We start from the raw sequence: 12,446 nt of genomic DNA, 5'->3' as shown, positions 1-12,446 counted from the left end.
TGCCGGGTCTCCGTTGCAGTTCCATACCGTTCTGCCGTATAATACCTGCGCCCGGGAGGTCGGGGCGGGCCGCACCGGAATGTCCGGAACCGTCCCGGAAAAAAGTTACAACTGGGCCGAGGGGGTCGCCCTGACCGTCCCGGGAACGGCCACTCTCTTTTCAAGAATGGTGACGGCGATGGTCGTGATCGAGACCAGCACGAGGTAGACGATGCCGACGGCCGCAAACGACTCCGTGTAGGTGAAGTACTTCGTCGCCACCAGTTTTCCCGCCCCGGAGAGTTCGATCACCGTGATCATGTAGGCAAGCGACGAGTACTTGATCAGGTAGATAAACTCGTTCGAGAGCCCCGGTATCGCCCGGCGGAGCGCCTGCGGCAGGATGACGTTTCTGATCGCCTGCCATCGGGTCATCCCGAGCGCCTGGGCGGCAACCATCTGGCCTTCCTTGATCGATATGAGGGCGCCCCGGATGTACTCGGCGTTATACGCCCCGTTGCAGAGGATAAACCCGACCACCGACGCCACGAACGCGGTGAAGGTGATCCCGATCGACGGGAGCCCGAAGTAGAGGATGAAGAGGAGGAGGAGGAGCGGCGTACCCTTGATGAGAAAGACATACGTCTTGCAGAGCCAGGATACGACGGGGTTGCCGTACTGCCTCCCCACCGCGACGGCGACCCCGAGCGCGAGACCGAACGGGGCGGAGCACGCGATCAGCTGCAATGTCACGACCAGGCCCTGCATCAGCGCCGGGAGGAGAATCTCAAAGAAGAATACTGCCTGATCCATGCCGCTCCTCAGTCATCCATCCGGGAATCGATCCGGCCGATGAAGTCCTTCATCCGGGTGAACCGCGGGTCATGCAGGAGCAGGTCCGGCGACCCCTGCTCGGCAACCACGCCGTTTTCCATGAAGAGGACCTCGTTTGCAACCGAACAGGCAAACCCCATCTCGTGGGTGACGACGAGCATCGTCATCCCGTTGCGGGCCAGTTTCTTCATGACCTCGAGCACCTCCCTCGTCAGTTCGGGATCAAGCGCGGAGGTCGGTTCGTCGAAGAGGATGACGTCCGGGTCCATGGCAAGCGCCCTGGCGATGGATACCCGCTGGGCCTGGCCGCCGGAGAGTTCCGCCGGGTAGTGGTCGGCCCAATCCTCCATCCCCACCTGCCGGAGTTCGGTGAGGGCCTTCTCGCGTGCCTCCGCCTTCCCCATGCCCCTGACCTTCAGGAGCGCCAGTTCGACGTTTTTGACGGCGGTGAGGTGGTCGAAGAGGAAGAAGTTCTGGAAGACCATCCCGATCTTCTGCCGGAAGTAGTTGATCCGCGCCCCCGAGTTCGTGACCTCCTCCCCGTCGAGCCAGACCCTTCCGCGGTCGGGCGGCGTCAGCTGGTTGATGCACCGGAGAAGCGTGCTCTTCCCCGTCCCCGAGGGACCGATGAAGACCTTCGTCTCGCCGCGGCGAACGTCGAACGATACCCCGCGCAGCACCTCGTTATCCCCGAAGGACTTGTGTATGTCCTCGACTCTCAACACAATGTCGTTGTTGTTCATGCTCTACATCGCTCCGGTTCCGAATCCCGGGATTGCTATCCTCTTCTCCAGCCTGTGCAGGAGTTTGAGCCCCCCGTAGTTCAGGACGATGAAGATCCCCGCCGCAGCGAGGTAGATCGGCATCGTTATGTGGGTCTGCGTGACCATCCGCGACGTAATGGTGAGCAGCTCCACGACCCCGATCGCGTAGCAGACCGCCGAATCGGTCAGGATGTTGGGATACTCGTTCGACCAGCCCGGGAGCGCTATGCGCATCGCCTGGGGGAGGATAACGGAGCGGATGGCGGTGAGCCTGCTCATCCCGAGGGACCGCGCCGCGATCATCTGTCCTTCACCGACCGACTGGATGGCTCCCCGGAAGATCTGGGACTGGTATGCCGCCCCCCGGAGGCCCAGCACGACCGCCCCGACGATGAACGCCGAGAGTTCACCGAGCCCGAGCGCGGGGAATATGCCGAACCAGAAGAGGAAGAGCAGGACGAGGATGGGGAGGCCCCTGAAGAACCAGACGTAGATCCCGACGACCCACCGGACCGGCCGCGCCCCGTAGACCTGGCCGAGCGCCATGGGGAGTCCGAGAAGGACTCCGAGGCCGAGAGCGGCGAGGACAAGGCCGAGGGTAGAGGCGATGCCTGAAAGGAGATACGGTAACCAGTCGATGAGAATCGGCAAAATGTCCATTTGGCTATCCCTGAATCACTGCACGGCACTGTCTCCTGCAAGAACGGCGCCGGGTACTCTATGCATGAATCTGACGGAGAGCAAAATAAACGTTGTCAAATCCGCCCCGGTTGAGCAGGACGACCGCTCGCAGCAGCGGGATGTTATTATCCCCGGAGGCGGATTCGACCGTATCCGCTGCAAACACCCTCCACGCCACGCTCCAGCGGGCTCCAGCAACACTTAAGTATGTGGGGGAGGGGGAAGAGGGGGTATGCCACCTGCACCCGATATCAGGATCCCTCTCGATGTGCCCTCCGAGGAGCAGGAGAGGTACCGGGAGAACTACCGGACAATCACGCACGGCACCGGGAGGCTGATGCTCTTTGCCGGGGACCAGAAGGTCGAGCACCTCAACGACGATTTCTACGGCGAAGGCATCCATCCCGACGACGCCGATCCCGAACACCTCTTCCGGATCGCAAGCCGGGCGAGGATCGGGGTTTTTGCGACGCAACTCGGGATGATCGCCCGCTACGGCGAGGATTACCGGGACGTGCCCTACCTCGTCAAGCTCAACTCCAAGACCAACCTGGTCGGAACCACCCAGCGCGATCCGCTCAGCTCGGAACTCCATCTCGTCCGGCAGGTCGTCGACCTCCGCGACCGCACGGGGCTTGCAATCCTCGGTGTCGGCTACACGATCTACCTCGGGAGCGAGTACGAACCGATGATGCTCTTCCAGGCGGCGCAGATCGTCAACAACGCGCACGCAAACGGGCTCACCACCGTGCTCTGGATGTACCCCCGGGGCAAGGCCGTCAAGGACGAGCGTGATCCGCACCTGATCGCGGGCGCGGCGGGCGTCGCGGCGACCCTCGGGAGCGATTTTGTGAAGGTGAACCCGCCGAAGGCGGGTGGCACGATGGACGCCGCGCTGCTCCGGGAGGCGGCGGCGGCCGGCGGCAGGACGGGGGTTGTCTGTGCGGGCGGCTCGCATGCCGACGCGCCGGAGTTCCTGCAGCAGCTCCACGACCAGATCCACGTCGGCGGCACGGTCGGGAACGCGACCGGCAGGAACATCCACCAGCGGCCGCTCGACGAGGCCGTCCGGTTCTGCAACGCGATATCGGCGATCACCCTCGACGATGCGGGCGTCGCCGAGGCGGTCGGGATCTACGAGGGAGGTAAGTGAGGGCATGACGACGGTCGGCATACTGACGGGAGGAGGAGACTGCCCGGGCCTGAACGCGGTGATCCGGGCGGTCGTGCGGACGGGGGCGAAGCACGGGTTCGACGCGATCGGGATCCGGGACGGATGGCTCGGGCTGGTCGCCGGGAACGTCGAGCCGCTCACCGACTACTCGGTGACGGGTATCCTCCCGAAGGGCGGGACGATCCTCGGGACGTCGCGGACGAACCCCTTCAAGAACGAGGCTGACGTTCAGCGGCTGCGCGACAACATCAGGAAGTTCGGGATCGACGCGATCGTCGCCATCGGCGGCGAGGATACCCTCGGCGTCGCGAACAAACTCTCGAAGATGGGCATCCCGGTCGTCGGGGTCCCGAAGACCATCGACAACGACGTCGGCGCGACCGACTACACCTTCGGGTTCGACACCGCCGTCTCTATCGTCACGGAGGCGATCGACCGCCTTCACACCACGGCGGAGTCGCACCATCGCGTCATGGTCGTGGAGGTGATGGGCCGGCACGCCGGATGGATCGCGACCGTGGCCGGAATCGCGGGGGGAGCCGACGAGATCCTCATCCCCGAGATCCCGTTCGACCTCGACGAGGTCACCCACCACCTCCGGGCGCGCTACGAGCGGGGAAAGAAGTTCAGCATCGTCGTGGTCGCCGAGGGCGCCCAGCCGAAGGGGATGGCGGAGGCGATCGCGCAGTCCGCACGGACGGATGAGTTCGGCCACGTCACCCTCGGCGGCGTCGGGAACTTCCTGCGCGACGAACTCGAAAAACGGCTCGACATGGAGGTGCGGGTGACGGTGCTCGGGCACATCCAGCGCGGCGGCTCGCCGACGGCGCACGACCGGGTGCTCGCGACCCGGTTCGGGGTGGCGGCGGCGGACCTCATCAGGGATGAGGACTTCGGGAAGATGGTCGCGCTCCGGGGGGACGATATCGTCGCGGTCCCGCTCGAGGAGGCGGTGGCGAACCTCAAGACGGTGGATATGGACCTCTACAAGATCGCGAGCATCTTCTACGGGGGGTAAGCGGAGGCCCTACCGCCGGTGCAGGTGCCGGTGGTGGATGTCGGGCTGGTGCGGGTGCTCGTGGGCGAGTTCGGTATGGGCGTGCACGTGGGAATGCTCCCCGGTCGCCGGGAGCGGCGGGTCGCCGGCCTCGTGGTCATGGTCGTGATGGAGGTCGTCGTGGCGGTGGCGGTGCTCGTGGACGGTTGCCGGGTGCCGGTGGGGATGGGAGTGCTCCTCGGAGACCATCAGCCAGGCCCCGAACGCCATGACGGGCAGCGCGACGTAGAAGGCGCCTGCCGGAAGTTCGGCGAAGAGCAGGAGCGAGAAGAGGACGCCGAAGAACGGGGAGACGGCAAGGAGCGAACCCGCCCGGGCTGCGCCGATCCCCCTGAGGGCGAGGAGGAAGAGGATGCTCGTCAGTCCCCCGTAGCAGAGGAACCCGACCGCCATGGCGGCGGCAGTCGTGGCCGGGCCCGGGAGGTGCTCCCCGGCGGCGAGCGCGATGAGGAGCGTGACGGTGCCGGCGCCGATTCCTTTTACGGAGATGACGAGGAGGGGATCCTTTGCCGAGAGCCGCTGCCCCAGGTTGTTGTCGACCGCCCAGAAGAGGCAGGTGAGCAGGATGCCGAGCGCCGGGAGGGATAACCCGAGTCCGGCGGCCGGGTTCCAGGTGAGGAGGAGACACGATGCGGTGATGCACCCGAGCGCAGCCCAGACGCGGCGGCTCACCCACTCCCCGAATATCGTCGCGGCAATCAGCGTCGTCGCAACGGCCTCGAAGTTCAGGAGGAGGGCCGCCGTCGCCGCAGGCGTTCCCGGGAGGCTGTATACCAGGGCGACCGGCGCGAGAAGCCCCCCAAAGAGCGTCACGCCGATGAGCCAGGGGATCTCGTTCCGCCCGGGCGGCGCCTCCATGTGGCTCCGCCGGGTTCCCAACGCCGTTCCGGCGAGGGAGAAGAGCAGTGCGCCGCAGCCGCTCCCGAGCGAGACCAGTGCGGCGAGAGCGAGCGGCCCGATATCGGCGAGGAGGAGTTTCGTGAACGGGGCGCTCCCGCCGATCAGGACTGCTGTCGCCAGCGCACAGAGGACGGGTGTCCGGTATTGCGTCAGGGTGGATCCGTTCTCTATAGCGGCGGGTTTACGCGGGTACAGGAGAGTTGCCTCCGGGAGGATTGAATGTCGTGAAAAATGGGGGGCGAATCGTCCCCGGTTACTTCAGGTTGTGCTTCTCTTTGAGTTCTTCCCAGTAGGGGTCGGCCTGCAGTTCCGCGATCCCCTCGTTCATGAACTCGAGGAGCGCGGTGTCCTCCTTTCTGATGGCGACGCCGAACTGCTCCTGCTCCTGCGTCTCGACGGAGCCGATGGTCTTCAGGGGCTTGCCTGCGATGATGTCCTGGATGGAGACGTCGTCATACATGACTGCGTCGATCCTGCCGATCTCGAGGTCACTGACGGCAGCCGGCGTGTCGGGGTAGTATTTCAGGTTGTCTTTGGGCAACTTCCCGGTCTCGATCAGGTTGTCCTCGATCCAGATGGCGGCGGTGCATCCCCGCTGCGCTCCGAGGACCACCTTTCCGGCAAGGACGTCGTCAAGCGTCACGTTCGAGTCCTCGCGGGCCACGACGTCCTGGTTGATTGACCAGTAGGGGTTGCTGAAGTTGACCTTCTCCTGCCGCTCGGGGGTGATCGACATTCCGGCATAGACCATATCGATCTTCCCCGCCTGGAGGGTCGGGATGATGGCGTCCCAGTCGACCGCCATGAACGTCACCTCGATGCCTTTCTTCTCGGCGATCCACCTCATGGAATCGACATCGAATCCCTGGGCGTTCCCGTCTTTGTCGATGTAGCTGAAGGGGGGATACGCGCCGTCGATACCGACGATGTAGGAGTCTTTCAGTTCCGCTCCGCCGGTCTGTTCGGTCGTGCCGGTGCACCCTGCACCTGCGACTGCCAGCACTGCGACGATACATGCGAGCAGCGTGAGAATACCATGCTTTTTCATAAGGAAGGGATTAGTTTGACGAGTAAAATTAACCTTTTGCTTTGGCCCTGCCTGATAGGGCGGTTGGCCTGACAGCCGTCAGAATTTTTCGTTTCGGAGCAAATTCTCGCCGTTGCTGCCGCCCTTCCGCTCGGACCGGTGAAGCCTCCGGCGTTCACAGCAGGAGAGGTCCGGTCGCCTTCGGCCGGCACCGGGGCAACCATCCCCGCCGCAGTATGGCCGATAGGTATTTATTGTATCTTACCCCCCTGGGACCGCCTCCCGGAAAGGGAACGCGAATATGGACGGTGAGCAGTATGAAAGGCATGAAAGAATCCGCCATGGGCGGGATGTCGAAAGTCGCCGGGTCCCTGCAGGAACTCGACCCCCGGATCATCGAACAGATCGCTTCGAGGATCAACTTCCCCGCATCGAAGGACAACCTTATCTCCCAGGCGAAGGAGAGCGGAGCACCCCAGGGTCTCCTCGACACGTTGAACCAGTTTGAAGATAAGCAGTACAACAGTCAGGAAGACATCAAATCAGAGTTTCAGAAGGTCCAGCAGAAATAACCCTTTTTTCAGCCGCACACAGGTGCCGGAGGCGGCGCCTGCCTCTGAAGCAACCGGTTATCAGGGCGGCGCTCCGTGCCGGGAGCCATGCAGGCAGCCGGGCTGCACCGTGCCTGGAAGGCTTGGTATGGACCGCTCTGCCGGAAAAGCCTGCGACCCGCCATCTATATCTGATCCCCGGATGCATGGCGTCGCATGTTCATCATCGGACACCGGGGGGCGAGGGCTCTCGGGCCGGAGAACACCCTGGGGGCTCTCCGAAGAGGTATGGCGTGCGCCGATCTCGTCGAGGTCGACCTGCGCCTCACACGGGACGGTATCGTGGTCGCGATCCACGATGCAACCCTCGACCGGACGACGAACGGGACCGGGCCGGTCAAGGGGTATACCGTCGAAGACCTGGCCGGACTGGACGCCGGCGAAGGCGAGAGGATTCCGACGCTCCGAGAGATTCTCGACCTCGTCCACAGCGATACCGGGCTTGTCGTGGAGATCAAGGAGCCCGGGACGGAGGCGGTCATCGTCTCGGCGCTCATGGAGATGATGCCGGAACGGCTCGTTTTAGTCTCGTTTCACCCCGCAAGCGTTGCGACGGCAAAGAACCTCCTTCCCGGAGCGCAGGCGGGCCTCATCTACTCGCAGGAGACCGGCGGTCCCGTAGCGCTCGCCCGCTCGGTGCAGGCCGACCTCATCCTCCCGCGATGGGACCGGGTCTCGCGTGAACTGGTGAAGGAGGCACACGCGGCGGGGCTGCTCGTCGTTCCCTGGCTCTTGAACACGGAAGACGATATCGGTGAAGCGCTCCGGCTCGGCATCGACGGGTTCTCAACCGACGATCCCTGCGCTGCACGGCGGTACCTTGATGCATCGGTCAGACAGGCGTCCCCGGGAGGTGCTTGAGGAGCCACGCCTTCACCTCCGACGTAGAGGCTCCCGGCCGCCTCGTCGAGGGTGTGCCCCGCCCTTTCGTAGACGATCAGCCGCCGGGGTTCGCCGGTACGCCGGTAGATCTCCTCGGAGGAGCGACGGGAGAGAACCGGGTCCGCCCGACATCCGCAGGGTGCACGTCGACTCTCGCACCCTCCACTTCAATTGCAGCCGTCCCGAGCATGGGGAGCAATAGAGATTGGGCCTATTTGTCCTTTGCGGCAGGGAGGTTTCCGCGCGCCCGTGCGAGGAGCGATCCCGCGTAACGGCGACAGCGTTGCTTCGTAGACCCGTGCGGAAAGTACATTACTATTGATTACAAATTATAAACTACGATGAATAAAATGGGACATAGACTCTTCCAGCACACCGGAGGTTCTCCTTCGGAATCGGTCCCGGAAAGGCACGCTGCGATCCCCGATCCCGGGGATTCCGATGCCGACCTCCTCGACGCCTACTCCCGCGCCGTCGTACGGGTCGTCGAGTCCGTGGGCCCCGCGGTCGTGAGCGTGGTCGTGGAGAAGAACTCCCACGGCCGGCGCGGCGAGCAGGCGGGAGCGGGCTCGGGCGTGGCCGTGTCACCGGAAGGCTACATCCTGACCAATAACCACGTGGTGCAGGGGGCGGGGAGGATCGAGGTCCGCACGGCGGACGGAACCGCTCTTCCCGCACGCCTGGCCGGGGCGGATCCGGCGACCGACCTCGCCGTGCTCCGCACCGGTACCGCGGATCTCGCCTACGCGTCGTTCGGCGACTCCGGGAAGCTCGCGGTCGGGCAGCTCGCGATAGCCATCGGCAACCCGCTGGGCTTTAACTCGACCGTCTCGACGGGAGTTCTGAGCGCTCTCGGAAGGGCGTTCCGGAGCCGGGACGGCCGCCTGATCGAGAACATCATCCAGCACACCGCTCCCCTGAACCCCGGCAACTCCGGCGGCCCGCTGGTCGACTCCCGCGGCCGGGTCATCGGGATCAACACGGCCATCATCCCGATGGCGCAGGGCATCTGCTTCTCGATCCCCTCGAACACCGCCTCGTGGGTTCTCCCGCAGCTGGTCGCCGACGGCAGGGTACGGCGCGGGTACCTCGGTATCGCCGGCCAGTCGCAGCCGCTCCCGCAGCACGTTGCTCTGGCGCTCGGCCTCGCCGCGAACCAGGCGGTCGAGGTCGTCTCGGTGAACCGGGCCAGCCCCGCCGGCCGGGCCGGGCTCCGGGCGGGAGATCTGATCGTGGCGATCAACGATACCTGCGTAACCTGCGTCGACGACCTGCACCGGTTCCTTGCCGCCTGGCCAATCGCGGAACCGGCAACCCTGACGATTGTCCGGGACCGGCGGCGGCTCACGCTCCCGATCATCCCCGTGGAAGCGGTCGCGTGCCCTGCCACCGGCTAAACAGGGGCGCAACTCACAACCGAACAGGTCTTCGCGGCTTCGCGTTCTTCGCGTGAGGACCTGTCCTTCTCCTTGTACGTTATCTCACGCGAAGCCGCGAAAGACGCGAAGAGCGACATTCCGAGGCGCGACGGACAATGTCCGGAGCATGAGAAGCCTTGGGCTTCGAGGTGCGAAGAGCGCGACGTCCGTGACAACTGCTTCCCTTTGCGGTCATTACCGGTCCCGGTCAGGCGATCCACGTTACCTGCGGCTCCCGGCGCACCGCTTTCGGTGACAGGGGGCCGGGATAACCGAAGATCAACGGCGCCACGATCTGGTGGTCGGCCGGAACCTTCAGCGCCGCAAGGAGGTCGGGGTTCTGCTGGACGAGAGCCGCCGAACCGATCCAGCAACTGCCGATACCAAGCGCCCAGGCGGCAAGCATCATGTTTTCCGCGCAGAGCGTGCAGTCGAGGACGCTCGATACGGCTTCCTGTGCGCCGAGGACCAGGATCAGCACCGGGGCGTTGTAGAAGATGTTGAAGCCGGGGCTCTTGAGCGCCGCGAGAAACTCCTCCGTCCCTGATCGAGCCTCCTCTCCGATCTTCTCCACAAGGATCGGTTTACAGTAGTCGGATACCTGCCGCATCAGGCCCCGGTCCTTCACGATCACGAACTGCCAGGGCTGAAGCCCGAGGGCGGTCGGGGCCTGGATGCCTGCGGCGATGATCGCCCTTAGAGCCTCGTCCGGGACGTCCCGGTCGGTATAGTTCCTGACGCTCCGGCGTTCCCGGATCACGGAGAAGATCTCGATGGGCTCGGTATCCGTCATCATGGACTCCGGCTATGGCCTGCCGGGGGTATTTATACCTTGGCGAGGCGGGCCTCGCGGGTCCCCCGCCTGCAGGCATCTCCCTCCGGACCTCCAGTCCACTCCCCCGGGAACCCGGAAGCGTCGCGCAATCATCCGGGAGGTCGAGGAAAACCTGATTTTCGCCCAATAATCGGATAGTAATCTTTTTAGTGTCCCCGGAGCACAACCACTACAGCGACTGTATCTCGGCGCCGGTGGGAAATGACGGACTCGCACCAGGATCGGGCACCCTTTGATCGTGCGGTGCTCAACGCTCTCGAAGACGGACTTCTTGTGGTTAGCGACGACCGGAAGGTCAGCTGGTACAACCCGTCCCTCGCACGGACTCTCGGCATCCGGCATGCGGACGCCATCGGGATGGAGATGAGTTCCCTTCTCGACGCATATTTCCTGCCGATCATCGAGGACGACGATTCCGTGCGGCTGCTCCGTCATGTCCTTGAGAACGGCGCGGACCTGCCTTCTCTTCTCTGCCGTGCCCGGACCCCCGACGGCACCCGGCGCTGGCTCTCGATATCGAGCAAACAGGCTTTCGCCGTGACCGGGCAGCGGCTCATCAAGATCCGGGACGCCACCGCGGATCTGAATGCGCATCATTTCAGGGCCGCGCTCGACCAGTCACCGGTGGTCGTGTTTGTGCAGGATGAAGAACTCCGTTACATCTGGTCGTACAACCAGCAGCTGGGGTCCACGGATGCGTCTATCATCGGGATGCACGAAGAGGATGCCTTTCCCGAGAACGCCGGGCATCTTGCCGCGCTCAAACGGCGGGTTCTTGAGACGGGAGAGACCGTGCGGGCCGCGGTGACGTTCACCGTCGCAGGCGAACGGCGTGTCCGCGACCTGACGCTCAAACCGCTTCGGGATGCGGAGGGAAAGATCGTCGGCGTTGCCGGGACGGCCTTCGACGTGACCGAACGGAACCGGGTGGAGGTGGCGCTCCGGGAGAAGACGCACGAACTGAAGAAACGGATGGACGAACTCCGGTGCCTGTACACCATTGCGCACCTCGTCGAGACGCCCGGGATGACGCTCGACAAACTCCTGCAGGCGGTTGCCGACACCCTTCCCGTGGGATGGCAGTACCCGGAGTATACCGGGGTGCGGATCACCGTCGACGGCCGGGACTACTACCGGGGCGGTCCGGCGGATACCCCCTGGAAACAGGAGAGCCCGATCGTCGTCCACGGCAGACGGGTCGGTGAGGTCGAGGTGCGGTACCTTGCGGAGATCCCTGAGGGCGGCGAAGGGCCGTTCCTGCCGGAAGAACAGATGCTGCTCGATTCCGTCACGAAGCGGCTCGGCCGGATCATCGAGCGGCTGCAGGTGGAAGCGGCGCTCGAGGAGAGCGAGGAGAAGTTCCGGGGGATTGCCCAGCGGAGTTTCGACCTCATCGTCACGTCGTACCTGAACGGCGGGCTGAACTACGTCTCGCCGGCGATGGAGCGGATCCTCGGGTACTCTCCCGAAGAGATGGTGGGAACAGACTGGGAGGACTACATCCTTCCGACGAGCCTTCTGGCCTGGGAAGAGGGGCGGCGAAGAGTTCTCCGGGGCGAGCAGGTCGAAGGACTCCAGATCGAGGTCAGGCGAAAGAACGGGGAGACCGCCATACTGGAACTGAACGAGTCGCCGATCGTCGAGAAGAAGATAATCGTGGGGTTCCAGGTCGTCGGCAGGGACATCTCCGAGCGGATCCTGCACGAACGGCTCCGGGAGCAGGCGTTCGATATGACCGAGCGGAATATCGAGCAGTTCGCCTTCCTTGCCGACCGGATCCGCCACCCGCTCCAGGTGGTCATGGGGGTCGCGGATCTCCTCGAGGACGAGGTGGTCGCGGAGAAACTCCGGGAGCAGGTCCGGCGGATCAATACGCGGATCAGCGAGCTCGACCGGGAGTGGACGGAGTCCCGGAAGATCCGGGAGTTCTTGAAGCGGTACGAACTCTGAACGCAACTCGCATCAAATGATGGTCAGGGTGAAAATCCGTGTCCCGGAGCGCAACTGACCAAGACGACGTTCCCGGCGTAACTACGATCCTATAAAACAACCACGAGGCCGCAGCAGCCGACTGTCGGAACGTACGACGGTTCGTAGAACCGGAGCGTGAGCACCGTCAGGTGCGAAGAACCGGAGTTTGAGAAGGCCAAAGGCGTTTGCTGTTCGGCAAACAAAGCGAGTGAAGCGAGAAAATATCCCGATGCAGTGGACCGTGGGAATATCGCAATTGGGGGAGGGGTTGCAGGGGAGGGGGAGCATCCCCCCTCCCCTGTCCCCACCCCCG

12 protein-coding genes are annotated in these 12,446 nt (G+C 64.1%); 6 read left to right on the top strand and 6 right to left on the bottom strand.

What is annotated here, in order from left to right:
- Positions 1-105: 105 nt before the first annotated feature.
- Genes SZ63_RS10630 through SZ63_RS10620 form a run of 3 tightly spaced genes read right to left on the bottom strand, consistent with a single transcriptional unit; the run spans position 106 to position 2,237 of the window.
- Positions 106-792, bottom strand: coding sequence for an amino acid ABC transporter permease (locus SZ63_RS10630; RefSeq protein ID WP_048185203.1), 687 nt, complete (start codon positions 790-792; stop codon positions 106-108).
- An 8-nt stretch (positions 793-800) separates the two neighbouring features.
- Positions 801-1,556: an amino acid ABC transporter ATP-binding protein gene (locus SZ63_RS10625; RefSeq protein ID WP_048185202.1), complete on the bottom strand. Its 756-nt coding sequence runs from the start codon at positions 1,554-1,556 to the stop codon at positions 801-803.
- 3 nt (positions 1,557-1,559) lie between these two features.
- The gene (locus tag SZ63_RS10620; RefSeq protein ID WP_048185201.1) at positions 1,560-2,237 is read right to left on the bottom strand and encodes an amino acid ABC transporter permease; all 678 of its coding nucleotides are present in this window, start codon (positions 2,235-2,237) and stop codon (positions 1,560-1,562) included.
- 253 nt (positions 2,238-2,490) lie between these two features.
- On the opposite strand from SZ63_RS10620, the gene SZ63_RS10615 reads away from it, so the two are divergent.
- Entirely contained in the window at positions 2,491-3,411 is a 921-nt protein-coding gene (locus SZ63_RS10615) for a beta/alpha barrel domain-containing protein (protein WP_048185198.1), read from the top strand.
- Between the two features lie 4 nt (positions 3,412-3,415).
- On the top strand, positions 3,416-4,450 hold the full coding sequence (locus tag SZ63_RS10610; RefSeq protein WP_048185196.1) for a 6-phosphofructokinase: 1,035 nt from the start codon (positions 3,416-3,418) through the stop codon (positions 4,448-4,450).
- A gap of 9 nt (positions 4,451-4,459) precedes the next feature.
- Here the strand turns inward: SZ63_RS10610 and SZ63_RS10605 are convergent, their stop codons facing one another.
- Positions 4,460-5,509, bottom strand: a complete 1,050-nt coding sequence (locus SZ63_RS10605) for a DMT family transporter (RefSeq protein WP_082122759.1) — start codon at positions 5,507-5,509, stop codon at positions 4,460-4,462.
- 133 nt (positions 5,510-5,642) lie between these two features.
- The gene (locus SZ63_RS10600) at positions 5,643-6,437 is read right to left on the bottom strand and encodes an ABC transporter substrate-binding protein (protein ID WP_048185192.1); all 795 of its coding nucleotides are present in this window, start codon (positions 6,435-6,437) and stop codon (positions 5,643-5,645) included.
- A 305-nt stretch (positions 6,438-6,742) separates the two neighbouring features.
- Between SZ63_RS10600 and SZ63_RS10595 the strand changes: the two genes are divergently transcribed.
- The 3 genes from SZ63_RS10595 (at position 6,743) to SZ63_RS10585 (ending at position 9,306) form a co-directional block, all read left to right on the top strand.
- On the top strand, positions 6,743-6,988 hold the full coding sequence (locus SZ63_RS10595) for a DUF2795 domain-containing protein (RefSeq protein ID WP_241481324.1): 246 nt from the start codon (positions 6,743-6,745) through the stop codon (positions 6,986-6,988).
- A gap of 195 nt (positions 6,989-7,183) precedes the next feature.
- Complete coding sequence (locus SZ63_RS10590; RefSeq protein WP_048185189.1) at positions 7,184-7,888, top strand: glycerophosphodiester phosphodiesterase; 705 nt, start codon at positions 7,184-7,186, stop codon at positions 7,886-7,888.
- A gap of 371 nt (positions 7,889-8,259) precedes the next feature.
- Entirely contained in the window at positions 8,260-9,306 is a 1,047-nt protein-coding gene (locus SZ63_RS10585; protein ID WP_241481323.1) for a S1C family serine protease, read from the top strand.
- A gap of 229 nt (positions 9,307-9,535) precedes the next feature.
- Here SZ63_RS10585 and SZ63_RS10580 read toward each other — a convergent pair whose 3' ends face one another.
- Positions 9,536-10,123, bottom strand: a complete 588-nt coding sequence (locus SZ63_RS10580; protein WP_241481322.1) for a nitroreductase family protein — start codon at positions 10,121-10,123, stop codon at positions 9,536-9,538.
- A 240-nt stretch (positions 10,124-10,363) separates the two neighbouring features.
- Between SZ63_RS10580 and SZ63_RS10575 the strand changes: the two genes are divergently transcribed.
- The gene (locus tag SZ63_RS10575; protein ID WP_048185186.1) at positions 10,364-12,112 is read left to right on the top strand and encodes a PAS domain S-box protein; all 1,749 of its coding nucleotides are present in this window, start codon (positions 10,364-10,366) and stop codon (positions 12,110-12,112) included.
- Positions 12,113-12,446: the final 334 nt, after the last annotated feature.

This window comes from Methanoculleus sediminis (genome assembly GCF_001017125.1).
Lineage (GTDB): Archaea > Halobacteriota > Methanomicrobia > Methanomicrobiales > Methanoculleaceae > Methanoculleus > Methanoculleus sediminis.
This window is presented reverse-complemented; position numbering and strand designations above follow the sequence as displayed.